The sequence below is a fragment of the Pseudomonas helvetica genome (assembly GCF_039908645.1).
Lineage (GTDB): Bacteria > Pseudomonadota > Gammaproteobacteria > Pseudomonadales > Pseudomonadaceae > Aquipseudomonas > Aquipseudomonas helvetica.
This window is the reverse complement of the sequence record NZ_CP150917.1, coordinates 2,725,591-2,750,802: the sequence shown is the minus strand read 5'-3', so window position 1 is coordinate 2,750,802 and position 25,212 is coordinate 2,725,591. Positions and strand designations below refer to the sequence as shown.

Here is a 25,212-nt window from a genome sequence, read left to right as displayed (position 1 = left end):
AAGATGCCCGTTGCGATGTTTTCGATTAAATCGAGATGTTCTACAACGCGAACAAAGCACTGGGACGGTGACCAAACCGTCCCAATGCCAAACAAGCAGTGGCTTTTTTTCCTTGAATCACCTAACGAAGGATATTCAGACACACCACCTTGGGTTGCGTCATTTCCTCATAGGCGAAGCGCACCCCTTCCCGCCCCAGGCTGCCGTACTTGAAGCCACCAAATGGCATCGCATCGAAGCGATAGTCGGAGGAGTCGTTGATCATCACGCCCCCGGCTTCGATCCTGCGCGCAGCGCTCATGGCCGTTGCCAGATTATTGGTGAAGATCCCCGCATGCAGGCTGTATTCCGGTTCGTTCGCCAGGGCGATAGCCTCATCGAAGGTCTCGAAGGGCTGCAACATCACCACCGGAGCAAACACTTCGTTGCGCCACAGCCGGCTGGCGTGATCGACATTTTCCAGCACGGTCGCTGTGTAGCATGCGCCCTGACGCTGATTACCGCACAGTAACCTGGCGCCCTCCAGCAGGGCTTCGCTCACCATTTGCTCAGCTTGTTTCGCCGCCTGCGGGGTAATCATTGGGCCGATGTCGGTGCCAGCCAGCGCCGGGTCGCCAACCACCAGAGCCTGAGCCTGATTGACGAAGCGCTCGCGGAAAGCCTCATAGATCGAGGCCTGGACCAACAGGCGCTGAGTGCCGATGCAGTTCTGTCCCGCCGCCCAGAAGGCCCCGGACAGGCAACTCTCGACGGCCGCGTCAAGGTCGCAGTCGCCCATCACGATCACCGGCGCATTGCCGCCCAGGTCCATGGTCAATTTCTTCAGGCCAGCGATACGGGCAATCTGCTCACCCGTAGCGAATCCACCGGTAAAGGAAATCATCCGTACCTCACGGGCGGCTACCAGGGCCCTGCCCAACTCTGCCCCGCCGGTGGCGACCGTGACCACTGACTCCGGCAGCCCGGACTCGACCAGATACCTCACCAACCTGATGGCCGACAACGGCGCCAGCTCGGACGGTTTGAGAATCACCGCGTTGCCGCCGGCAATCGCCGGGCCGAGCTTATGTGCTACCAGATTCAACGGATCGTTGTACGGGGTGATCGCCACAATCAAGCCCAGTGGTTCGCGGGAGAACCAGCCCTGCCGCGACTCGGAGCCTTCATAGGCGTCGAACGGCAACACTTCGCCAGCATTGCGCGTGGCCTCTTGCGCGGAAAGCTTGAGGGTGTTGATACACCGTTTGACTTCTTTCTCTGCCTGCTTGAGGGTCTTGCCGGCTTCGTCGACGATCAACCGGGAAAAAGCGCGGGCATCGCGCTCTATACTCAATGCCGCCTGTTCAAGGATCCGTGCCCGGAGATAACGCGGTAACCCGGCGCTGGCCTGAGCTCCCTTGCGGCCTTGCTCCAGCAACTGCGGAACCTGTGTCATACAGACGTCCGCTACGGCCCCGACGACGCTGCCGTCAAAGGGGTTCAGTACATCAATTTGATTCTCCACAATGGCCAGGGCCGGACGCGATAGGTTCACAGGCCTTCTCCTAGTTGTGTGCAACGGACTGATGGATATTGATGATGTCCGAGAGCAGTGCGAATGCGGTTTCCGTGCGCCCGGCCCCCGGCCCCGAGACCGTCACCGTGCCGAGCAAACCGGTAGTGAATGACACCGCGTTAGTTGCACCGCAGATACCGGCCAGCGGGTGATCGTTGCTCAGCAGCCGGGGTTCGACATGGGCACTGACCGAACCATCGGCATGCCGTGTGGCGGCGCCGATGAGCTTCCAGCGCGCACCGTCCTGACGGGCTCTTTCGATATCACTGAGGTTGAGGCCGCAAATACCCTTGCAGCTGACATCGCTGACGTTCAGTTTGGCGTCCAGCAGTTCATTGGCCAGGATCACTACTTTGAGGCGTACATCATGCCCCTCGACATCCGCAGTCGGGTCGGCTTCGGCGTAGCCCAGTTCCTGAGCCTTGCTTACCGCCTCGGCGAACCCCAGCCCGTCTTCCATGCTGCTCAACACAAAGTTGGAGGTGCCATTGAGAATCCCCTCGAAGCCGAGTATCGAGCTGCCCGCCAACGACTGCTTGGCCAGGCGGATCACCGGAGTGCCGCTCATCACCGAGCCTTCATATTCAAAGGCGACGTTATTGCGTCGAGCGAGGTCCTTGAGCTCTGCAGCGTGCAAGGCAATCGGCCCCTTGTTGGTGGTGACCACATGCTTGCTGCCTTCCAGCGCCCAGCGACAGAACGAGGTGGCCGGCTCACCGTCGACCGGGTTGGTGAAAGTCGCTTCGACAACGATGTCCGCACCGGAGTGTTTGATCACAGCTTCATTGAAGGCTTCGGCATCCCCTCCCGGCAACTGCGCCAGAGCACCCTTGACCGCAGGCAAGTTAGCCAGCTGACCGGCATCCAGTCCTTCGCAGCCAATCACGCAGCCGAGGAACAGGTCGGTGACACCGACAATTTTCAGGGTAAACCCCAATTCTTTCTTCCAGCTTTCGTTACGCTCGGCAATCAGTTGAGCCAATGCCCGGTTGACACCACCGAAGCCGACCAGCGCCAGTTTGTATTCAGTCATTTTTTATTGCCCTTGATCCGAATGATGGGTTACTGGGCACTAGATTAGGCGGGCAGCCAAGGCAGTGAAATATGGCTATTTGCTCTATTTCATGGGCGTTTTGACCAGTGGCTGGGCAAAACGTCAGGCATAAAAAAAGCCAACATGAGTTGGCTTTTTTATCGGGGCAAAGCGGCTAGACAACAGACGAAAGCACGAATGAGGTTACGGTGTTTTCCACCCCAGGCAACGCGGATATTTCATTCCAGACTTTATGCACTCGCTCCGGGCTCGCGGCACCGACCCGCAGCATCAGATCGAACTCGCCGCTCATGACATCGCACTGGATAACTTCCGGAATCTGCCGCAGGGCCAGCAGCACTTCCGCGCCACGCATACGATCGTAGCGATAGACGAAAATCACCGCATTGATATTCGAAGAAGTCTGCCGCCCCTCCCCCGTACGCACCGTGTAGCCCTGTATCGCCCCGTCGCGCTCGAGCCGTTCGATGCGCTGGCGTACGGCATTACGCGACAGGTTGACCCTGGCCGCCAACTCGGCGTGGGCGACCCGGGCATTGAGCCGCAGTTCGGCGATGATGCGCTCATCGAGAGGATCCAGAATTCGCTTCACTTAGCCTCCTTTACAGCGTCTTCACAGAGCGCCGAGCAGTTGATGGATGATCTCGAGGTCATCGGGCTGAATCCGGTAAACCTGTGACGGCCCTTGCCCCGGCACCGGGCTGCGCCGAGCCGGCGCGGTGATCCCCAGTTCGCCGAGCAGTAGCGCGGACTTGGCCGGTGAGATCTCGCCCAGGGTGACCATGGGCGCCACAAGACTTCGGCGGTACAACCGGGCCGCGAGGACACCAGTGGCGGCATGAGGGTCGATGACATAACCGGTATCGCGATACAGCGAGGTGATTTCCTTCAGGGTCTGCTCATCACTGACCGAGTAGGAATCGATGATCATCCGCGCCCGTAGCCAGAACTCGTTGGCGATGCTCATCTCGCCGCTGGATTCGAACTCGACCATCAATGCGCTCACCGCCTGATAGTCGTGTCCATAGAGTTCCCAGAGAAAGCGCTCGAGGTTGGAAAAGATCGACAAGTCCATAGCCGGAGACAAGGTCTTGTTGGCCCGCAACCGGGAGTAGTGGTTTTTCAGGAACAACTGATGCAGCGCGTCGTTTTGATTGGTTGCGACAATCATCTGGGTAATAGGCAGGCCCATCTTTTGCGCAATATAGCCGGCGTAGACTTCAGCGAAACTCGCCGCTGGCACACTGAAGCCGATGGGGCGCTGTCCACCCCCCAGTTGCAGCACGGCATGGAAATAAAACACTAGCTGCGCCAGCACACCGACCCAGTTGTTCGAGTTGAAACTGATGGCCTCGTATTGCGCGCACGGCCATTGCCGGAACAATCGGGTGACGATGGTCTGGCACTCGTCGAAGCTGCCATTTACCGCGAATCTGTGGACCCTGGGATGAGCCACCGCCTGCAGATCCTGTAACTGCTGCTCCGGCATGCCGGACTCCGGATAGATCACCACTACCATCGTATCGTCGCAGTGCTTGAACGCCTCGATGGCGGCCAGCCCGGTATCGCCGTTGGTGGCCCCCAGGACGATTCCGCGGCGCTGGCGTTTGCGCAGAAAGTATTGCACCAGTCGCGCCTGTAGCTGGGCGGCAAAGTCTTTCGAGGAACAGGTCGGCCCATGGAACAGTTCCAGCACCCATTCATTGCGGTCGACCTGGTGCAAGGGCGCGACGGAGCGATGGCTAAAGGTACTGTAGGCCTCCTTCAGCAGGCGTTTGAAATCCGCCTCGGGAATGGCATCGCCGACAAAAGGACTGATGACCCGATAGGCCAGTTCGTCATAGGGCAAGGTCGACCAATTGGCGATTTCCTGTGGCTCGAATAGCGGCAGGCCAACAGGCACGAACAGCCCGCCGTCGTCGGCAACGCCGGATAACACAACCTTCTCGAAATCAGCCTGTACGGCCGAACTTCGTGTACTCACATAGCGCATGGTTGACTCCGGCCATTCATTTATAACGATGTGCCTGCTCGACCAGCCAGGTGGAAAACATCACCGCGTCAGGGTGCTGATCGGCCTCGGCCCCCCGCACCAGGTAAAACGACTCGCTGGCCTCGATACGTTGCGCGAAGGGCTCGACCAGACGCCCGTCCTCAAGCATTTCGTCGACCATGGACGAGCGGGCCAGCGCAATGCCCTGCCCTAGCTCGGCCATGCGTAACGTGGAAATCAGGGTATCGAACTGCATACCGGTGGACGAGTCGACGGCGTGCGCACCGACCATATTCAACCAGTAACCCCAACCTTCTTCGTAACCCAGGACATGCAGCAGTGGATGGTGCACCACATCCTCTGGCACCTTCAGCGGCGAGCGGGCCATCAGAGCCGGCGAGCAAACCGGGAACAAGGTGTCCCAGGTCAGACGCTGAGACACCAGCCCCGGCCATTGTCCATGGCCCCAGCGTATCTCCATGTCGTCTTCGCCATCGAGCTCCTTGACCCAGATGTTGCTGATGTAACGGATGTCGACATGCGGATGGGCCTGCCGAAAGTCCACCAGCTTGGGCGCCAGCCAGTGCACGAAAAACGACAGGCTGCCGCGTACCTTGATGGGCCGGCGCTTGTGCTGACCAAAAATCTCGTTGGTCCCCACCGCCAACCGGGTAATCGCATCCTGTACCACCGGCAGATAGGCTTGGCCTTCCTCGGTCAAACCCAGACCACGAGGCAAGCGCTTGAACAGCGCCACCCCAAGGTGGCTTTCCAATTGGCGGATCTGCTGGCTGATTGCGCCTTGAGTCAAAAACAGCTCTTCGGCGGCGTGGGTGAAGTTCAGACAGCGAGCGGACACCTCAAATGCTCGCAGCCAGTTCAATGGGGGTAACGTCTTTTGCTTCATGGCCTGGACCTCATTGACGCCCCCCGCACCGAGCACGTTTGCCCACCTCGTCGACAATGTCTAGAACGCATCGGACGGTTGTGCCAAGGGAGCAAGCGACAAGCGGCGCTCGCGGCTTTTGCGGGTAATGTAATACACGAAGTAGCACCAGGCGATGAACGGCACACCGAAGTACAGGGCCACCCGCTGCTCAGGGTCGAAGGCGATCCCGACACAGGCCAGGCTGCAGCTGGCCAGCGCCCCCAGTGGCACCCATGGGTAACCCCGCACGCGGAACTTCAGGTCGTGGATATCACCGCCATTGGCCACATAGTGTCGACGGAAAGCGATCTGGCTCGCAGCAATGCTCATCCATACCACCACCACTGCCAACCCGGAAATCGACACCAACGCCAGGTAGATGGTGTCGGCGGCAAACACACTACTGAGCAACGACGCCGCGCCACCGACCATGCTCAACACGATGGCATTCAACGGCGTGCCCATGCGGGTCAGGACCGAGAACTGCTTGGGCAGGTGACCCTGGTCGCTCAAGGTCCAGAGCATCCGCGAGGCGGCGTAAAGTCCGGAGTTGGCGGCGGACAGCAAGGCGCTGATGATCACGAAGTTCATGATGTCGGCGGAGTACGGAATACCGATGTAGGTGAACACCGTGACGAACGGACTCTCCACCAGCCCGGCCTGTTCCCGGGGAAGCAAGGTCGCCAGGACGAAGATGGTACCGACAAAGAAGATCGCCAGGCGCAGCACCGTGGTGCGAATCGCTCGCGGCACGTTGCGTTGCGGGTCCTTGGTTTCGCCGGCAGCGATACCGATCAGCTCGGTGCCAGAGAAGGCAAATGACACAGCGAGCAAGGTCATGGCAATCGACATGAACCCAGTGGGAAACAAGCCCTCACGGGTGAAGTTGCCCAGGCCAATACTGTGAGCCTGATCGATATGCAACAGGCCGAGAATCGCCCCGCCGCCGATCAGCAGGAACACTACCACCGTCACCACCTTGACCAGAGACAACCAAAACTCAGTCTCGGCGAACAAGCGCACCGAAATCACATTGGTCAGAAACACCACTCCAGCGAACAGCGCACTCCAGATCCATACCGGAGTCTGTGGGAACCAGCGCGCCATAAGGATACCGGCGGCAGTGAATTCCGAGCCAATAGCCACGGTCCAGGTCAACCAGTAAAGCCAGGCCACCGTGTAACCGGTCCCCGGGCCGAGAAAGCGTGTGGCGTAGGTGCTGAACGAGCCGGTTTCCGGCATCTGCACTGCCAGCTCGCCCAGGCACATCATGACCATGTAGACCATGAGCGCGCCGATGATATAAGCGATAACCGCCCCCAAGGGGCCGGCTTGGTTGACAGTGTATCCGGACGTGAGGAAAAGCCCGGTACCAATGACACCGCCCAATGCCAACATGACAATATGGCGGGTCTGCATTTCCTGTTTAAAACCAGCACGCGCGTTGAGCTGTTGTTCTTTTATGGACATGATTGTTCTCATGAAAGTTATTAGGGCACGCATTCACTTCTGCGATGAGTTACTGGGCAGAATAAAAACAGGTTGCCACTAAGTTTTATTATTATTCCTCTTCATGAAGTCCTCATAGACTGCCTTGTCGTGAGGCATTAACTTTGAAACTTTAGTTGGGTACCTCGGTGCAAGATTCATTGATTGAGGGTTGTGTTTTTACCTGTACCTGTTCATGCCGTGAGCGCCTGACATAGGCGAATGCCTGCTTCAGATCGTCGAGCAAATCGTCGGTGTCTTCGATGCCGACCGAAACCCGCACCAGCCCTTCGGAAATGCCCAAGGCCAAACGCTCCTCCAGCGTGTTCTCCACATGACTGGTGGTCCTGGCCGGGCCGTAGATGGTTTCCACCGCGCCCAGATTCCCCGCGCAATGGGCAAAGCGCAGGCGTGGTAACAGTACTTTGACGGTGTCCATGCCACCGACCAGGACAAAACTGACGATGGCGCCGAACCCGCGCATTTGCGCGCACGCCACAGCGTGGTTCGGATGACCGGGCAAGCCGGGATAGTTCACCGATTCCACAAGGGGCTCGTTGCTCAGGAACTCTGCCAGGGCACGGGCACTGTGTTGTTGCTGACGCATCCGCAGTGCCAGGGTTTTCATGCCCCGGATGATCAAATAGGCCGAGAAGGGATCAAGCGCCGCACCGTTGATTTCCCGGTAATGACGAACCTTGGCCATCAAGGATTCAACGCCGCACACCAGACCGCCAAGCACATCGCCATGGCCGCTGAGGAACTTGGTCGCGCTGTGGATGACTACGTCTACGCCCAATGCCAGGGGATTCTGATTCAACGGAGTGGCGAAGGTATTGTCCGCCACCACCACGGCGCCGACGCGCTTGGCCGCACTCACCAGACGTTGGATATCGAGTATTTTCAGAGTCGGGTTGGTCGGAGTTTCCAGGTAGAGCACCTGGCAGCCTTTGGCGACTTCACGCTCGATCTCGTCATGATCGAAGGTTTCGCACAAGGTCACGTCCACCCCCATGCGCGGCAGGAACTCTTCGAAAATCTTGTTGGTGCCGCCGTAGCTGTCCTTGGTGGAAACTACCCGATTGCCGTGGGCAAGGAAGGTATAAAGCACACTGCTGATGGCCGCCATGCCGCTGCTGAAGGCCACCGCGGACTCGGCCTTTTCCAACTCGCAAATTTTCGCTTCGAGGGTCTCGACCGTCGGGTTGCTCATGCGGCTGTAGATAAATCCCGGAGCCTTGCCCAAAGCCACGTCGTACCAGACGTCAATGTCGTCGTAACCGTAGGCGGCACTGACCACGATAGGTGTTTGCGTGGCGTTATAGGGGTGCCTGACTTGCTCCCCGCCCCAGACCGCTCGGGTTCCCGTTCCGGCGTTATCAAGCCCTGCGCTGTCAGGTTTATTGTTCATTGAGACTACTCGCACTGAAGGGTGGCGACTGTTGAGTCATTCGCCGGGTCTGGTCGCCAATATAGTCAAAAGGATTGCACCCGAGAAACGATGTAATCAGTGCCAAAGGGCCGCTTTTATTAATGGCTGTTGATGTGCGAGGAAATCGAAATAGCTAACGCTTGTACCGTACGCCTCTCATTTTCCAGAGACTTATCCAAACCTCCCATTCATATACCAGTTGAAGGCTACGTCTTAACGTTCAGTCGAAAGGAAACCATATTTTCTGGCTCTTCACGGAATACCAGGAAACACAGAAACCAGAACGCCGATTTGATAGATGATGTTCGTGCGAGCAAACACATCTAACAAACCGGCGTTCTGATACCCAATATTAATACTTTCCTCCCTACAGTTTGCTCAGGAGTGGCCAGCGATGCGACAGACTCGTACCCACTGCCAATTTCCCAGACCCGCCGACCAGAATCGTCGAGAAGATGATCAGCAGCAGCCAGGCGAACTGGCCCTCGGCCAGGCTCCACTCGGGATGAACCCGGATAACCGAGACAACCAGCAAAAAGAGCACAGGCAGTGTCGCAAGGCGCGTCAGCAGTCCCACTGCGATGAATATCGGACAAAACACTTCCGCGAAAATTGCCAGCGACAAGGTCAACCGAGCCCCCATGCCAAACGGGTCTTCAATCAACGTCAGTTCGTGCTCAAAATTGAACAGCTTAGGCAATCCGTGCACCAGCAACAGCATCAGTACACCGGTGATGCGTAGCCAACACAGCGCTACATCCGCTGCAGTCGTCGTATTCATATCAGATGTGGACATGTTCCATTGCTCCCCACCGCTCGCCTGAGTGCGCCTCTTCCCCTATCAAGGAAGAGGCGCAATTCAGATCAGTGACCTTCCGATGCGTTAAACATGGTTTTGGCATAAATCAAACCAAGACCATAAGCGCCGCCGTGAGCGATAGAGGTTTTCACCGTCTCGTTATAGGTGTCGCTGCGAGCCCAGTCACGTTGCAGTTCCAGCAAGTACTGGAGTGAGGTCATCGGACGCGCACCGGCTTGAATCATGCGCTCGATAGCGCGCTCATGAGCCTCATCCGAAACGTCACCGCACGCATCGCAAATGATGTAGACCTCGAAGCCTTGTTCAAGCGCCGAGATCGCCGGGCCGACAATGCAGACCGAAGTCCAGAGACCGGCAAGAACAATACGGTCGCGACCGATCTTGTTCACAGCGACAGCTATGCGCTCGTCTTCCCAGGTATTCATGCTGGTGCGGTCAATCAGTTCCTGACCGGCAAAAACCGAGGTGATTTCTTCAAACATCGGGCCCGAAAAGCTTTTTTCGGCGACGGTGGTAAGAATGGCCGGAACGCCAAACTCCTTCGCTGCCTTGGAGATCAGTGCAGCGTTATTGCGGAGTGAAACAGCGTCGATGGATTTGGTCGCAAATGACATCTGCGACTGAAAGTCGATCAGGATCAGAGCGTGGTTGCTTGGATTGATCAGACCTTTACCTGGTGCTGCTTTTGCGGTTGCCATAACACTTCTCCGGATATGTTTGAGAGGGGCTATTTTCGGCTTCGCTGTAGCAGAGCGATTGTATGGATGTGCGACTCTGGAAAAATCATGCTGATAAAATTTCTTTTTACGCCCACCGCCTCAGGCGTCCTCGGTCCGATCCAGCCGTTCACGCAAGAATTCGATCAACGCCTGCACCGGTCGCGAGCCCTGGCGATGCTGCGGATAGACTGCCGATAACGTCAACGGCGCAGGGCGGAAGTTGTCCAGCACCGGCACCAGCCGCCCGTCCTTCAAGGCCGAACCGACAATGAAGGTCGGCAAATAAGTAATGCCCATGCCGGCGATGGCCGCGTCCTTGAGCAATTCACCGTTGTTGACCCGCATCCTTCCGGTGACGTTCACGGTCAGTGGTTTGCCCTGCCCTTCGAACCGCCATTGCACCTGGCGACCATGGCCGTAAGGCAGGCAGTCATGGCTGTGCAAGTCTTCGGGGTGAACCGGCGTACCGCGCTCGGCCAGGTAGGCCGGGCTGGCGCAGTACACCCGCTGGATGGCGGCGAGGCGTCGGGCGATCAGCGTCGAGTCTTCCAGCACGCCAATGCGCAATGCCAGGTCGTAGCCTTCGCCGAGCAAGTCCACAGGCCGGTCGCTCAAGTCCACTTCTACCGTGACGTCGCGATAGCGCTGCAAGAACACCGGCAGCAGGCACCCCAAGTGCGCCACCGCGAACGACAACGGCGCGCTCAAGCGAATGGTGCCGCGTGGCTCGGCGGTCTGGCCGGCGATGCCCTGCTCCACGTGTTCGACTTCGCTGAGCAGGCGCAAGGCCGACTCGTAATAACTCTGCCCCAGGGGCGTGACGTCCAGTCGCCGAGTCGAGCGGTTGAGCAGCCGCACGCCGAGGCGCTCCTCCAATTGCATCAGCCGGCGGCTGACGAACTGCTTGGACAGGCCCAACTGATCGGCCGCCGCCGTGAAGCTGCCGGAGTCCATGACCTGGCAAAAAATACGCATGTCTTCGAACGGGTTCATTGTCACTCCCTGGTTGACAGTTAAACGCTTTATAGCCGCTTTTTCACTTTCAGGCACCTCATTAATCTGTGCTCACAGTGTTGCTGAGACCTGAACCCCAGCGTCACAGCAGCCCGATCCCAAGGCATAAAAACTCGAACGATTGAAAAAGGAATTGACCATGAACATCAAGCAAACCCTCAGCGCTTCCCTCCTCGCCCTGTCCATCGGCAACGCTTTCGCCGCCGGCAGCCCCGGCGTCGAACACAACACCCAGGCCTTCCTCGATGCCCTCGCCGCCGGTGGTGGCAAACCGCTGGAGCAACTGAGCCCGAAAGACGCCCGCGCGGTGCTGACCGGTGCCCAGGCCTCGGTGAAGGTCGATCTGTCCGGTGTTGAAGTCAGCGACAAGGCGATCAAGGTCGACGGCCAGACGATCAACCTGAAAGTGGTGCGCCCAGCCGGGGCCAAGGGCGAATTGCCGGTGTTCATGTTCTTCCACGGTGGCGGTTGGGTACTGGGCGACTTCCCGACCCACCAACGCTTGATTCGTGATCTGGTGGTGGGCTCCGGGGCAGTTGCCGTGTACGTCGACTACACCCCGTCGCCTGAAGCGCACTACCCGACCGCGATCAACCAGGCCTACGCCGCCACCAAATGGGTGGCCGAGCACGGCAAGGACATCGGTGTCGACGGCAAGCGTCTGGCGGTGGCCGGCAACAGTGTCGGCGGCAACATGGCGGCAGTGGTGGCGTTGATGGCCAAGGAACAGAACACCCCGGCCCTGCGCTTCCAGTTGCTGATGTGGCCGGTGACCAACGTCGGGTTCGATAACGGCTCGTACCAGCAATTCGCCGAAGGCCACTTCCTGACCAAAGGCATGATGCAGTGGTTCTGGGACAACTACACCACCAGCCCGGCCGAACGCGCGCAGATCCATGCCTCGCCACTGAATGCCAGCGCCGAACAGCTCAAGGGCCTGCCCGCCGCGCTGGTGCAGACTGCCGAATTCGACGTGTTGCGTGACGAAGGCGAAGGCTACGCCCGCCACCTCGATGCGGCCGGCGTACCGGTGACCTCGGTGCGCTACAACGGGATGATCCATGACTTCGGCCTGCTCAATCCGCTGAGTCAGATTCCGGAAGTTAAGGCCGCAGTGCGACAAGCGGCGGCTGAGCTCAAGACGCATCTGAACTGAGTCCACATTGTGGCGAGGGAGCTAGCTCCCGCTGGGCTGCGCAGCGGCCCCAACATCCTCAAGACACCGACGATTTTGTGAGTGCTGCGCACTCAAGCGGAAGCCAGCTCCCTCGCCACAAATGTCATCCAGACTTTGGAGTTCCTCATGTCCTTTCTCCTCACCCACCTGCTGTCCTGGAGCGCCCTGCTTCTGGTACTCGACGCTCTGCTCTGGCACCTCGCCCCGTTCAAGCACCGCGCCTTGCGGGTCGGCGTGCGTCTGGGGTTGTTTCTGGCGTTCAGTGCGCTGGTCATCAACGCCGGCGTCAGCCCGTTGCAGGCGCCGTTGTTCGCCGATGACCCTGTTGCGCAACTGGGCGCCACGGCACTGGGGATTCTCTGGTGGTTGTACGCCGCGCGGGTGCTGACCGAAGTGATCGGTCTGGCCCTGATGCGCCGCATCGGTCACAGCGGTCGGTTGTTGCAGGACGTGATCGGTGCGCTGGTGTTCCTGGCCGCCATTGTCGCTGCCGCCGGGTATGTGCTGGAGCTGCCGGTCAAAGGCCTGCTCGCGACCTCCGGGGTGGTTGCCATCGTGGTCGGTCTGGCGTTGCAGAGTACGTTGAGCGACGTGTTCTCCGGCATCGTGCTCAACACCACCAAGCCCTATCAGGTGGACGATTTGGTGATGATCGATGGTGTCGAAGGCAAGGTGCTCGATATCGACTGGCGCGCCACCCATCTGCTGACCAGCGCTGGCACCCTGGCCGTGGTGCCGAACTCGGTGGCGGCCAAGGCCAAGATCGTCAATCTCAGCCGCCCGACCCACCTGCACGGCGTGTCGATCAGCATCAAGGTGCCGAACCACGTCCGTCCGCGCCGGGTGCTCGATGCCCTCGAGCGGACTCTGCAAGGCAGCAGCAGTCTGTTGCTCGATCCGGCGCCGAAAGCGCTGCTCAAAGAGGCCGGTGAAGAAATGTCCGAATACGTGGCCAGCGGTTTCATCGCCGAACTGGGCAAGAAAGGCGACGTGCGCAATCAACTGTTCGACCTCGCCCATCGGCACCTTGAAGCGGCGGGCATCTCGCGGCATCCGGACGGTTTGATCGAACCCTCGAGCCGCGCCCGCGCACTGCTCGATGAAGTGAAGATTTTCCGCTCGCTCAGCCATGAAGAACGTGACCGCCTCGCCGAATCGATGGTGCCGCAGCAGTACACCGCCGGCCAGGTGGTGCTGGATCTGGGCGAAGTGCCGGACAGCCTGTTTGTGATTGCCACCGGTGTCGTCAGCGCCAGCGTGTCCGACGGCAATGGCCTGGCCGAGGCAGGTCGCATGGGGCCGAGCGAAGTCATGGGCGAACAGAGCATCCTTGCCGATACACCGTCCCAGGCGACGTTCACCGCGCTGACTTCCTCCATCATCTACCGTCTCGACAAGAACCTGACCCGCCAGTGTATGGAGCAGCGCAACGAAGTGGGCCAGGCGTTGAACAAGTTGCAAGCGGTACGGCAACAGAACAGTCGGCTGGCGTTGATGGCCAAGCCTGTGCCGGTCAGGAAAGGTGGATTTCTGGGGTGGTTGCAAAAACGTTGAGCAGAAAAATGCCCGCACATCGGCGGCAATGCTGTTCATTTAAGGAGGTCTGGAGGCCTGAGAAGTATCTGTGGCGAGGGAGCTTGCTCCCGCTGGACTGCGTAGCAGGCCCAATTCAGGGCCGCTTCGCGCCCCAGCGGGAGCAAGCTCCCTCGCCACAACTGCGGATATGCCTGAAGCATCGGCGTAAGTGAACAGCATTGCGCACATCGACGGGCATTTTTTTCAGCGGATTACTTGGCGGTGAACTTGGTATAGCTATTGATCAGATTGCGATAGTTCGGCAGACGCTGCGACAGCAGATTCGCCAAACCTTCCATGTCATTGCGCCAGTCGACTTGCAGCTCGCAGGCCACCGCGAACCAGTTCATCAGATGCGCACCGGCGGCCGACATCCGCGCCCACGCCGCTTGTTGCACAGTGGTGTTAAAGGTGCCGGAAGCATCGGTGACCACGAACACTTCAAAACCTTCAGCAAGCGCCGACAGGGTCGGGAACGCCACGCACACGTCAGTCACCACACCGGCGATGATCAGTTGCTTGCGACCGGTGGCCTTGATGGCTTTGACGAAGTCTGCGTTGTCCCAGGCGTTGATCTGGCCAGGGCGGGCAATGAACGGCGCGTCCGGGAATTGCTCTTTGAGTTCCGGCACGATCGGGCCGTTCGGGCCGCTGTCGAAACTGGTGGTAAGGATGGTCGGCAGGTTGAAGAACTTGGCGATGTCGCCCAGCGCCAGGACGTTGTTCTTGAACTCGTTCGGGCTGAAATCCTGCACCAGCGAGATCAGGCCGGTCTGGTGGTCGACCAACAGCACAACGGCATCGTCTTTGTTCAGACGCGAGTAAGGAACGTTGCTCATGTGAAACTCCTCGATGGATGGTTGTTGCGGGGGAGCGCCGGTCACGAAGACCGGCGCTTTGTTTCGGAATCAGAAGGCGAAGCAGGAACAGCCGAATGCGCCCCAGAAACCGGCGAAATCGCTGACCGGCGCATTCGACTGGCGCGCCTTTTCATGGCTGTGCGTATGCACCGCGCACGGGCCGCTGCAATGGTGGACCTGAGCCTGCATCGGCGAATTCGGGCGCCAGTGGCCGGGGACTTTCATCACCGGCGACCAGTCCGGCAGTACCGGTACGCTGGCCGGCCCGAGTTTTTCGAAGTCGCCGGCGGCGTACACAACCTTGCCGCCGACCACCGTCAGTACCGACTCGATCCACTTGATCGCTTCTTCCTCGACGCTGAAGAAGTCCGCGCTCAACGCTGCCAGGTCCGCCAGTTGCCCGACCTTGATCTGGCCCTTCTTGCCCTGTTCGGACGAGAACCAGGCGCTGCCGTGGGTGAACAGTTCCAGCGCAGTGGTGCGCGGCAAGCCTTCCTCGTACAACGCCAGACCACCGACGGTGCGGCCGCTGACCATCCAGTACAGCGAGGTCCACGGGTTGTAGCTGGAAACGCGTGTGGCATCGGTGCCCGCGCCGACCGGCACACCCTCGGCGAGCATGCGTTTGATCGGCGGGGTGTGCTCGGCGGCTTTGCTGCCGTAACGGTCGACGAAGTATTCCCCCTGGAACGCCATGCGGTCCTGAATCGCGATGCCGCCACCCAGCGCCTTCACCCGCTCGATGTTTTGCGGGGTGATGGTTTCGGCGTGGTCGAAGAACCATGGCAAACCGTTGAACGGAATGTCGAGATTGACCTTCTCGAACACATCGAGCATACGGCTGATGGATTCGTTGTAAGTGGCGTGCAGACGGAACGGCCAGCGTTGCTCGACCAAGTGGCGAACCACCGGTTCCAGTTCCTCTTCCATGGTCTGCGGCAGGTCCGGACGCGGTTCGAGGAAGTCCTCGAAATCCGCCGCCGAAAACACCAGCATTTCACCGGCGCCGTTGTGCCGCAGGTAATCGTCGCCCTGATGCAGGGTGACGCTGCTGGTCCAGTTCTTGAAGTCGGTCAGCTCTTCCTTGGGCTTCTGGGTAAACAGGTTATAAGCAATGCGAATCGTCAGTTGCTGGTCCTTGGCCAACTGCTCGATCACTGCGTAATCGTCCGGGTAATTCTGGAAACCACCGCCCGCATCGATGGCGCTGGTCAAGCCCAGGCGATTGAGTTCACGCATGAACTGACGGGTTGAGTTGACCTGATAGTCCAGCGGCAACTTCGGCCCTTTGGCCAGGGTCGAGTAAAGAATCATCGCGTTCGGACGGGCCACCAACATGCCGGTCGGCTCGCCGTTGGCGTCGCGCACAATCTCGCCACCCGGTGGGTTCGGCGTGTTGCGCGTGTAACCGACAACCTTGAGCGCTGCGCGGTTGAGCAAGGCGCGGTCGTACAAGTGCAAAACGAACACCGGCGTATCCGGCGCAGCCTGGTTGAGTTCTTCAATCGTCGGCATGCGCTTTTCGGCGAACTGGAATTCGTTCCAGCCACCGACCACCCGCACCCATTGCGGCGTCGGCGTGCGATCGGCCTGGTCCTTGAGCATGCGCAGGGCATCGGCCAGCGATGGTACGCCCTCCCAGCGCAGTTCGAGGTTGTAGTTCAAGCCACCCCGAATCAAGTGCAAGTGCGAGTCGTTGAGGCCAGGGATAACGCAGCGGCCCTTGAGGTCAATGACCTGGGTGCCCGAACCGCGCAGGGCCATGGCCTCGGCATCGGTACCCACCGTGACGAAGCGACCATTGGTGATCGCGACCGCACTGGCGAGGGGTTTTTCACGGTCAACGGTATGAAATTGGCCATTGAACAGAATCAGATCGGCGTTCATTGGTTTTCCTCAGGCAGAGTGGGATGAGGTTGTCCGGCTTTCAGCCACGGCGCGAACAGACGCGTCGCCCTGGGCATGAACAGGTACACCACCGAAACCACAATGGTCACGGTGATCAGAAAAGTGGCAACCACGTAATTGGACAGAAAGGCGTTGAGCTTGAGCAGCGGGCCCCAGATCAGCGGCACCAGCAAGGTATGCGGCAGAATCACCAGCAGCGTCACCACGGCCTGTTTCCAGCGCGGCGGTGGCGAACCGGCATCGTCCTGTGGCGCGAACCAGAACTCCTTGACCGGGTTGACCTCAGTCTGGTCCCCATCCGCCAGCATCGGCTCGGCTTCGTTGACCAACTCCAGCCGTTGCGGCGATTCGAGCCAGCGCTGCATCGCCTCGGTAGAGCAAAAACGCAGCACGCAGGTAAACATGTCCAGGCCGGCGCTCTTGCCGCGAATCACATCCACCCCCAAATGCCCCTCGCTCTGCCCGGCAATACCGACAATCCGCCGCAGCCAGGCTTCATAGGGCACTTCAAAACCGGCCTTGACCCGGTGTTTGACGACCAGGGTCACGACTTCTTCGAAGCCGCGCACCGGGTGGGTGGTTGCAGGGTCGAGTCGATTGGAATCAGGCATAACGAAAGGCTCCGGCGAAACGGAAATTGTGCGCAGCACAAGTGAAAACCAGCGGCGTTGATGCGCCAGGACTTGGTTCGATAATGCCGGCGTGAGGGAGGGGAAAATTGAACGTATGTGCTCTCTTTGCGAGCGGACTTGAGCCTGACACTTTCCTGTGGCGAGCGAGCTTGCTCGCGCCGGCCGGTCTGCGCTCGGGCGCGGCAGTCGTGGAACCGGCTGTCGTGTTCTACCTGATGAATCCCGGTGGCTGGTTTTGGGGCCGCTTCGCGCCCCAGCGGGAGCAAGCTCCCTCGCCACAGCAAGCTTGCTTGCCACAGAAGCGAAATCTGGCAGAAGTTTTTCCGCTATGAAGCTGGGATATTCAACGGCTCGGACATGAACTGAGTAATCCGCGAGCGCAACCATCGCTCCGCCGGATCATTGTCGTGCACCCCGCTCCAGGCCATCGACAACTGTGCCTTATCGATGGGAAACGGCGGATCTTCGGCCCTCAAGGCACAGCCTTCGACCAGCGCGCAGGCGGCATAGTCGGGAACGGTAGCGATCATTTCAGTCCCTGCGAGCAACGCCCGCAACCCACTGAACTGCGGCACCCCCAACACCACCCGCCGGGTGCGCCCGACCTTGGCCAGATCAAGATCAATGTTGCCGCTCAAATCCCCCGAGAACGACACCATCGCATGGGGCCGCTCACAGTACTCATCCAGCGTCAGTGCTTCTGGCCGGTTGTCTGCGCGCAGCACTTTGCAGGGGATATCCCGCAGTTTCTTGCGTTTGGCATTGGCCGGCAGTTCGGTGGTGTAACTGACCCCGACTGAAATCTCCCCGGACGCCAGCAACGTCGGCATCAGCAAATAATTGGCCCGGCGCACCACCACAATGATCCCTGGTGCCTCCTCCCGCAGATGGCTCAATAGCGACGGAAACAAACCAAACTCGGCGTCATCCGACAGACCAATGCGAAACACATCACAACTGGTAGCCGGATCAAACTCCCTGGCCCGGCTGACCGCCCCGGAGATGGTGTCCATCGCCGGCTGCAGCTCCTTGAGAATCGCCAGCGCCCGTGCCGTCGGCTCCATGCCGCGACCGTTGCGCAGCAACAGCGGATCGTCGAACAGATCACGCAACCGCCCCAATGCAGCGCTCACGGCCGGCTGCCCCATAAAGAGTTTTTCGGCGACCCGGGTCAGATTCTTTTCGAACATCAGAGCCTCGAAAATCACCAGCAGGTTCATATCGACGCGGCGTAGATCGTTACGGTTCATAGGTACGGTTCCATGGTGTTTTTTTAGCCAGGCAAAGTCTTTTGGACTTTACTCAATCAAAGGTTTGCGCTCGCTGTTAACCGGAGGAATTAACAACGTTTAACTCGCAAGCCAAAGCCCTGCGACCAACAATCAAACCTTCTACGCAAACCTGTTATTCCAAAAGGGATGGTGCTGACCCACCGTGCAGTGCGCCAGCGCATTCCCACCGACACGGACATTTGCCATGGCCCACGTTCAGCACAACGCCGCCCACGCACCAGCCACGCAAACGCGAAAAGCCACCACTGGCGGCCTCAGCCCCTGGCGGGAAAGCCTGGTCAAGCAATTGATCCTCGAGCGCCTCAGCGAAACCCTGGAAGTCACCGAACTGGCCCGGGCCTGCGCGATGTCGCGCAGTCATTTCTCCCGCACCTTCAAGTGCAGCACCGGCCTCTCGCCTCAGGACTGGATTCGTTGCCAGCGTATCGCCCGGGCCAAGCAATTGATCCAGAACACTGACCTGACCCTGACCCAAATCAGTCTGGAGTGCGGGTTCTGCGATCAGGCGCACTTCTGCCACATGTTCACCCGCAGCGAAGGCATCAATCCGTTTGCCTGGCGTTGTCAGGCGGTGCGCGCCCTGCCCTCTCTCAACAGCAAAAGATCGCAGCCTGCGGCAGCTCCCGCGGGTGTACACATGTCCGTGTAGGAGCTGGCGCAACCTGCGATCTTTTGATTTTGATCAGGCCTTGAGGAACGCCAGCAGATCGGCGTTGAGCTGATCCTTGTGGGTGTCGGTCAGGCCATGAGGCGCGCCTGGATAGACCAGCAGCTTCGAACCTTTGACGAGTTTGGCCGAGGCGATACCGGCGGCTTCGATAGGCACGATCTGGTCGGCGTCACCGTGCACTACCAGGGTCGGCACGTCGAACTTTTTCAGGTCTTCGGTGAAGTCGGTTTCGGAGAACGCCTTGATGCAGTCGTAGGCGCTCTTGTGACCAGCGGTCATGCCCTGCATCCAGAACCAGTCGATCATGCCCTGGGAAGGTTTGGCACCCGGTTTGTTGAAACCAAAGAATGGCCCGCTGGCGACGTCTTTGTACAACTGCGAACGGTCCGCCAGGGACGCCTGACGCAGACCGTCGAACACTTCCATCGGCAGGCCGCCTGGATTGGCCTCGGTCTTGAGCATCAACGGTGGCACCGCGGAAATCAGCCCGGCCTTGGCGACTCGCCCAGTGCCATGACGACCGATGTAGCGCGCCACTTCGCCGCCACCGGTGGAGAAACCGAACAGCACCGCGTTTTGCAGATCCAGCAGCTCGATCAACTGCGCGAGGTCGTCGGCGTAGGTGTCCATTTCATTGCCGGACCAGGGCTGGCTGGAGCGCCCGTGACCACGGCGGTCATGGGCGATGACCCGGTAGCCCTTGGACGCCAGGTAGATCATCTGCGATTCCCAGCTGTCGGCATTCAGCGGCCAACCGTGGCTGAAGACAATGGGCTGGCCGGTGCCCCAGTCCTTGTAGTAAATCTCGGTACCGTCGCGGGTGGTAAATGTGCTCATGGCGATTGCTCCTTAATTAAGGCGTGGGGGGTGTTTGGGTGAATCAATTCGATGGATGGCCCATGCGCTCGGCCAGGCGCGCCACCCGCTCGCCCAAGTGCGCGGCGGTGCGGCGATCTTCAACAGGTGGCGCTTGTTCGGGAGACTGTTCGACATTCGACTGGGCCATGGCGCCCAGGGAGCTGCCCAGACGATTCAATTGCCCATCGAACACCCCGCTGCTGGAACGCGCCGGCAGCAGGTCGAGGCCGACCCAGATCATTGAGTGCTGAGCGGCGAACACGGCCATCTGCAGCAAGGTGTTGAGCTTGTCGCCGCACAGACAGCCGGAGTTGGTGAACCCGGCGGCCAATTTGTCGCGCCAGGGCTGCGCCAGGTAGAACGACGCAGTAGCCTCCATGAAGCCCTTGAACGACGCCGATGCGCTGCCCATGTACGTCGGGGCGCCGAAGATGATCGCGTCGGCGCGGTGCAAGCGGTCCCAGTGCCCATCCACTTCCTCGACCGCAATCAATTGGCAGGTACTGCCCAAGTGTCGCTCCACACCCTGAGCCACAGCTTCGGCGATAACTCGCGTATGACCATAGCCGCTGTGATAGACCACTACCACGTCGCTCATTCCGGCATCCTCCTGAAGTGTTCATCCCTTTTGCTGCACGAAGACCGGCGCCTTCGGTTGATGGACTGGAAGTAGTGTATTTTTGGGCGTAAACAGGGCGCAGGACGAGTTAAACGTTGTTAATTTTCAACGGTGCGCCTAAAGCCGCGACTCAGTCATTTGTCACCGCCGCGCCCAGTAAATACAGCGCTTGCGAACGGTGCCGCAAACGCTGCATACACTGCACACGCAGGACAGTCGTTCGGTCACTGCGTTGCGTTGACGAAAAAATCTGAAGAACATGCTCGAATACCGCGAGATAGAAGGACACAAGCAGGAGTGACCCGTTGACCCTTTCCCCCGAACAGGCTGTGCATTTCGGCCCTTACCGGGTCTACCCCGGACAACGTCTGGTGCTGGAGGCCGACCAGCCGCTGCGCCTGGGTCGGCGCGCCATGGACATTCTGTTGATCCTGCTGGAACACGCCGGGAATGTAGTCAGCAAGCAGCAATTGATCGCGCAGGTCTGGCCCAAATGCGTAGTCGAAGACATCAATTTGCGAGTGCACATCGCGGCGCTACGCAAAGCCCTCGGCGACGGTCAAGCCGGCCAGCGCTACATCGTCACCGTGGCCCAGCGTGGTTACAGTTTTGTCGCGCCGTACTCGCTGGAGCACATCGAGCAACGTCCGCCGAGCAGCGGCCACGAGCAGAGCGGCCATAACCTGCCCATTCGTCGGACTCGCATGATCGGTCGCCAGGCCTTGGTCGACAGTCTGGTGACGAACTTGCCACGCCAACGCCTGATCACCCTCGTTGGCCCTGGCGGTATCGGCAAGACCACGGTGGCACTGCGCGTCGCCGAACAACTGATCGGTCGCTACCGGGACGGCATTCGCCTGCTGGACCTGGCCCAGATCAGCGACCCGTTGATGATCGCCACTCACCTGGCGACGCTGCTGGACCTGTCGTTGCACGACACTGAACCGATGAACTGTCTCACGACCTTCCTGCGCGAGCGGCAAATGCTGCTGGTCATCGACAACTGCGAACATCTGATCGACGCCGTTGCGTTGCTCAGCGAAAGCATCCTTCGTGGCGCGCCCGATGTGCACATTCTGGCCACCAGTCGCGAAAGCCTGCGGGCCGAAGGCGAATTCGTTCAGCGCCTGGAGTCCCTGGACTGCCCACCGCCCATCGCTGCGCTGGACCGCTCCCAGGCCTTGAGCTTTTCGGCTGTGCAATTGTTCATCGAACGGGCGATGGCCAGCCATGACAGCTTCGAACTGAGCGATGCTGAACTGCCTCTGGCGATCGAGATTTGTCGCCGCCTGGACGGCATTCCTTTGGCGATCGAACTGGCCGCAGCGCAAGTGAACAGCCTTGGTCTAAGTGGATTGCTGACGCAACTGCAAGGCAGTTTTCGTCTGCTCGCACAGGGCTGCCAGACGGCGCTGGGACGGCATCAGACCCTGCGCGCGACACTCGACTGGAGCTTCGAGCTGCTGAGTACCTGCGAACAAACCTGCCTGCGCCGACTGGGTGTGTTCAGGGGCGGTTTCACGCTGGAATCGGCGGCCGCGGTGATTGTCGGCGAACACATCGAACCCCGCGAGGTGTTTGGCGCGATTACGCAACTGGTGGCCAAGTCACTGCTGAACGTGGAGGTCGGCGACGAGCAGGTGTTCTACCGTCTGCTCGATACCACCCGCAGCTATGCCCTGGAAAAACTCGACCAGGCCAATGATTTGCCAGACACCCTGGAACGCCACGCCGAGCGCTGCCTGGCATTGATGCATCAGGCCCAGAACGACTGGGAGCACATCCAGACCGATATATGGATCGAGCGTTACGCCCGCAGTCTGGAAGACATCCGCTCGGCCCTGGACTGGGGCTTGAACGCTCAAGGGCCGCAGGCTGTGGCGATCCGGCTGGCTTCGGTTTCGACGCCACTCTGGCAGGAACTGTCGCTGCTCAAGGAACACGGCGTGTACGTGCGCAAGGCCCTGGCGCTGCTCGAATTGACGCCCGAGCCCTGCCCTCGTCTGAAAATGGCCCTCAAGCTCGCCCTCGGCAGCTCCTGCTACCACACCCAAGGCGGCACCGCCGAAACCGTCGAAGCCTTTGTGAGCGCCGGAACCCTGGCCGAACGCTGCAACGATGTGGCCGGTCAGCTCAGGGCCGTGTCCGGGCACATGGCGGTCAACCTCAGTTGCGGCAACTACCAAACAGCTCTGGAACAGAGCCAGCAATTCGATCGCCTGGGTGTGCAAGGCAACGCCGCAGTGTCCCTGAGTACACACCGTTTGCAGGTGCTGGCCCTGCACTTTGCCGGGGATCAACAACGGGCACGGGAGAGTGCTGAACAGGTCATTCAGCGCATGGCCCAGAGCGGACACCTCAATCGCTTCACCCACGGCTTTGGCGTGCAGTACGACCAGAGCGTCGCCGCCCTGACCATTCTTGCGCGGATCCTCTGGCTACAAGGCCATCCGGAAAAGGCCTGGAGCACCGCGCGTCAGGCGTTGGACATTGCGCTTCAGATCGACCACGGCACGTCCATCTGCTACACGCTGGCACTGTCCGGTTGCCTGATCGCCCACTACAACGGCGACACTCAAACTGCCCGCGACCTCTTGCGCCTGCTGCTCGAACAAGCACAAAAACATTCGGTGCTGTTGTTCTACAACTGGGCCCGACACTATGCACAGGTGATCGATAGCCATGGTGCACATCCAGACCCGCAACCCGGCACCGGGCTGATCAAGGAAATCATGGTCACCCTCGATAGCGGTTTCGTCGATGACGCATTGCTGGCACGGGCCGAAAACGGCGCTGCGGGTTGGAGCACGGCGGAGATCCTTCGGGCCAGAGCGAATGCTCTGCTTGCAGAGAACAGCCGAAGTGCAGCCGAGACCGTGCTGCTCAAAGCGCTGGCAGTGGCAAAAGCCCAGGGCGCTCTGGCGTGGGAGCTGCGCACTGCCACATCACTGGCCGAGCTTTGGCAGCATCAAGGCCGCCTCCAACAAGCCTATGACCTGCTGGCGCCAATCTACAACCGCTTCACCGAAGGCTTTGCCACACCAGACCTAAGCAAAGTCCGCCGTCTGCTCGACGAGTTGCAACGACATAGGCCGTCCTGAAACCCAGCGTGCCCGGCTGATGTAGCGGGCATAACGCATTTCAAATACTCGCCGCAGCCCGCTCAGTTCAAGCTTTTCCAGTACGTAAGTGCGGGTAGTGTTGAGAAACCGATAACGTGTCATGCCATCACCCTGTTCAACCGACAACAGCGATTTCAGCACCAGCCGTTCTATCACCTCTGCCAGACTGGTGGACCGCAGCACCGCACAACTGATGACACCGATCGCAGCGTCCAACGTAAAAGCTATTTTGAACACCGCCAGCCCCTGCAGTACGGTCTGCTCCAGCGGGCTCAGCCGCTGATAGCTCCATTCCAGCGCGGCCTTGAGCGTCTGATGCCGTGGCACAGCGGTGCGCCGGCCTTGGGTCAGCAGTTGAAAACAGTTGTCCAGTTGTGCTCGCAGCCCAACCAGTGCCAGGGCATCGATCTGCGCCGCTGCCAGTTCGATGGCCAGGGGCAGACCGTCGAGGCGCCGACAGATTTCCCGCACAGCCTTGAGGTCCTTTTCACGCAGAGCAAAGCCTTGTTGGCGGGCACGGGCACGGCTGACAAACAGCTGCACCGCCGAATAGCTCATAACCTCGCTGACACTCTGCAGCGCCGACATCGGCGGCACCGCCAGGGCTGGCAATCGCTGGACCGTTTCCCTCGCAGCCCGCAGCGGTTCGCGGCTGGTGGCCAGGATCGAGACCCGTGGCGCCGAAACCAATAGACCTTCCACCAGTGATCGGCAACGTTCGAGCAGGTGCTCGCAATTGTCGAGCACCAGCAAAGCATGCCGTCGCGCCAGTGCATCCACGCCAACGTCCAGTTCAAGGGTCTGGCTCAGATAATCGACGAGCCGCGCGGGGTCATCGATTGCCGCCAGATCAACGATCCAGACGCCATCGCGATAGTGCGGCAACAGCAGTTCGGCCACACGCAAGGCCACCGTGCTCTTGCCAATGCCGGCGGGGCCGACCAAGGTCATGAAACGATAAACCGGCAACTGCCTAACCACACTGCCAACGATCGAATCTCGGCCGGTCACTGGCGTGATCCGTGCAGGCAGGTTGTGCTGGTGCTTTTGAACGGTCTCGATCGAGAAAAGCGCACCGTCCAACTCACACTGCACCGGGGCGATGAAGCTATAACCGCACCGGGGAATATTGACGATGTAGCGCTGCCCGTTCTGGCCGTCGCCGAGAGCCCGACGCAGGGCAGCTATGTGCACGCGCAGATTGATTTCCTCGACCACCGAGGTCGGCCAGACGCGGGCAATCAGTTCGTCCTTGCTGACCACGTTACCCGCGCGCTCGACCAGTACCTGGAGGATATCCAGTGCCCGTCCGCCCATACGCAGCGGCCGATCACCGTCCAGGATCAGCCGTTGACGAGTGTGGAACACGTACGGGCCAAACCGCAGCACCGCACTGCTATTTAAATCTCTGAGTCTGTTCATGCACGTTTACGTGCTGAAAACCTGGCCCGTCTCAAGGTACTGCATCATCCATTGCACGAGTTCGCCCAGGCTCC

General features: G+C 59.7%; 21 protein-coding genes. 4 read left to right on the top strand and 17 right to left on the bottom strand.

Annotation, left to right across the window (positions count from 1 at the left end; translation table 11 throughout):
- Positions 1-121: 121 nt before the first annotated feature.
- The 10 genes from AABM55_RS12665 to AABM55_RS12620 form a co-directional block, all read right to left on the bottom strand.
- A complete protein-coding gene (locus AABM55_RS12665; RefSeq protein WP_347929749.1) occupies positions 122-1,534 on the bottom strand; it encodes an aldehyde dehydrogenase family protein in 1,413 nt (470 codons plus the stop codon).
- 10 nt (positions 1,535-1,544) lie between these two features.
- Complete coding sequence (locus AABM55_RS12660; RefSeq protein ID WP_347929748.1) at positions 1,545-2,588, bottom strand: homoserine dehydrogenase; 1,044 nt, start codon at positions 2,586-2,588, stop codon at positions 1,545-1,547.
- A gap of 175 nt (positions 2,589-2,763) precedes the next feature.
- The gene (locus AABM55_RS12655; protein ID WP_347929747.1) at positions 2,764-3,201 is read right to left on the bottom strand and encodes an Lrp/AsnC family transcriptional regulator; all 438 of its coding nucleotides are present in this window, start codon (positions 3,199-3,201) and stop codon (positions 2,764-2,766) included.
- 21 nt (positions 3,202-3,222) lie between these two features.
- On the bottom strand, positions 3,223-4,602 hold the full coding sequence (thrC, locus tag AABM55_RS12650) for a threonine synthase (protein ID WP_347929746.1): 1,380 nt from the start codon (positions 4,600-4,602) through the stop codon (positions 3,223-3,225).
- Between the two features lie 16 nt (positions 4,603-4,618).
- Positions 4,619-5,509, bottom strand: coding sequence for a LysR substrate-binding domain-containing protein (locus AABM55_RS12645; protein WP_103318038.1), 891 nt, complete (start codon positions 5,507-5,509; stop codon positions 4,619-4,621).
- 60 nt (positions 5,510-5,569) lie between these two features.
- On the bottom strand, positions 5,570-7,000 hold the full coding sequence (locus AABM55_RS12640) for an amino acid permease (protein ID WP_103318041.1): 1,431 nt from the start codon (positions 6,998-7,000) through the stop codon (positions 5,570-5,572).
- 151 nt (positions 7,001-7,151) lie between these two features.
- Complete coding sequence (locus AABM55_RS12635; protein ID WP_347929745.1) at positions 7,152-8,429, bottom strand: cystathionine gamma-synthase family protein; 1,278 nt, start codon at positions 8,427-8,429, stop codon at positions 7,152-7,154.
- 388 nt (positions 8,430-8,817) lie between these two features.
- Positions 8,818-9,231, bottom strand: coding sequence for a DoxX family protein (locus AABM55_RS12630; protein WP_054596914.1), 414 nt, complete (start codon positions 9,229-9,231; stop codon positions 8,818-8,820).
- An 83-nt stretch (positions 9,232-9,314) separates the two neighbouring features.
- A complete protein-coding gene (locus AABM55_RS12625; RefSeq protein WP_054596913.1) occupies positions 9,315-9,968 on the bottom strand; it encodes a hydrolase in 654 nt (217 codons plus the stop codon).
- A gap of 120 nt (positions 9,969-10,088) precedes the next feature.
- Positions 10,089-10,982, bottom strand: a complete 894-nt coding sequence (locus AABM55_RS12620; RefSeq protein WP_054596912.1) for a LysR family transcriptional regulator — start codon at positions 10,980-10,982, stop codon at positions 10,089-10,091.
- 160 nt (positions 10,983-11,142) lie between these two features.
- On the opposite strand from AABM55_RS12620, the gene AABM55_RS12615 reads away from it, so the two are divergent.
- Complete coding sequence (locus AABM55_RS12615; RefSeq protein WP_347929743.1) at positions 11,143-12,159, top strand: alpha/beta hydrolase; 1,017 nt, start codon at positions 11,143-11,145, stop codon at positions 12,157-12,159.
- Between the two features lie 147 nt (positions 12,160-12,306).
- On the top strand, positions 12,307-13,734 hold the full coding sequence (locus AABM55_RS12610) for a mechanosensitive ion channel family protein (protein WP_347929742.1): 1,428 nt from the start codon (positions 12,307-12,309) through the stop codon (positions 13,732-13,734).
- A gap of 233 nt (positions 13,735-13,967) precedes the next feature.
- Here the strand turns inward: AABM55_RS12610 and ycaC are convergent, their stop codons facing one another.
- The 4 genes from ycaC to AABM55_RS12590 form a co-directional block, all read right to left on the bottom strand.
- Complete coding sequence (ycaC, locus tag AABM55_RS12605; protein WP_019690857.1) at positions 13,968-14,594, bottom strand: isochorismate family cysteine hydrolase YcaC; 627 nt, start codon at positions 14,592-14,594, stop codon at positions 13,968-13,970.
- Between the two features lie 69 nt (positions 14,595-14,663).
- Positions 14,664-16,502 carry an amidohydrolase gene (locus AABM55_RS12600; RefSeq protein WP_347929740.1) on the bottom strand — a complete coding sequence of 613 codons (1,839 nt, stop codon included), beginning with the start codon at positions 16,500-16,502 and terminating at the stop codon, positions 14,664-14,666.
- Positions 16,499-17,134: an antibiotic biosynthesis monooxygenase gene (locus tag AABM55_RS12595; RefSeq protein WP_347929739.1), complete on the bottom strand. Its 636-nt coding sequence runs from the start codon at positions 17,132-17,134 to the stop codon at positions 16,499-16,501. The genes AABM55_RS12600 and AABM55_RS12595 overlap by 4 nt, the downstream gene beginning before the upstream one ends.
- Before the next feature lie 347 nt (positions 17,135-17,481).
- Positions 17,482-18,405 (bottom strand): LysR substrate-binding domain-containing protein, encoded by a 924-nt coding sequence (locus AABM55_RS12590; protein WP_347929738.1) that lies wholly within the window; start codon positions 18,403-18,405, stop codon positions 17,482-17,484.
- Positions 18,406-18,631: 226 nt separating this feature from the next.
- Between AABM55_RS12590 and AABM55_RS12585 the strand changes: the two genes are divergently transcribed.
- Positions 18,632-19,096, top strand: a complete 465-nt coding sequence (locus AABM55_RS12585) for an AraC family transcriptional regulator (protein WP_347929737.1) — start codon at positions 18,632-18,634, stop codon at positions 19,094-19,096.
- A 33-nt stretch (positions 19,097-19,129) separates the two neighbouring features.
- Here AABM55_RS12585 and AABM55_RS12580 read toward each other — a convergent pair whose 3' ends face one another.
- Together AABM55_RS12580 and AABM55_RS12575 are read right to left on the bottom strand one after the other, a co-directional pair.
- Entirely contained in the window at positions 19,130-19,954 is an 825-nt protein-coding gene (locus AABM55_RS12580; protein ID WP_347929736.1) for an alpha/beta hydrolase, read from the bottom strand.
- A 43-nt stretch (positions 19,955-19,997) separates the two neighbouring features.
- Positions 19,998-20,573 carry a flavodoxin family protein gene (locus AABM55_RS12575; protein WP_103320150.1) on the bottom strand — a complete coding sequence of 192 codons (576 nt, stop codon included), beginning with the start codon at positions 20,571-20,573 and terminating at the stop codon, positions 19,998-20,000.
- A 326-nt stretch (positions 20,574-20,899) separates the two neighbouring features.
- On the opposite strand from AABM55_RS12575, the gene AABM55_RS12570 reads away from it, so the two are divergent.
- Entirely contained in the window at positions 20,900-23,695 is a 2,796-nt protein-coding gene (locus tag AABM55_RS12570) for a winged helix-turn-helix domain-containing protein (RefSeq protein WP_347929735.1), read from the top strand.
- Here AABM55_RS12570 and AABM55_RS12565 read toward each other — a convergent pair.
- Positions 23,642-25,138 carry a winged helix-turn-helix domain-containing protein gene (locus AABM55_RS12565; protein ID WP_347929734.1) on the bottom strand — a complete coding sequence of 499 codons (1,497 nt, stop codon included), beginning with the start codon at positions 25,136-25,138 and terminating at the stop codon, positions 23,642-23,644. The genes AABM55_RS12570 and AABM55_RS12565 overlap by 54 nt on opposite strands.
- Positions 25,139-25,212 lie beyond the last annotated feature (74 nt).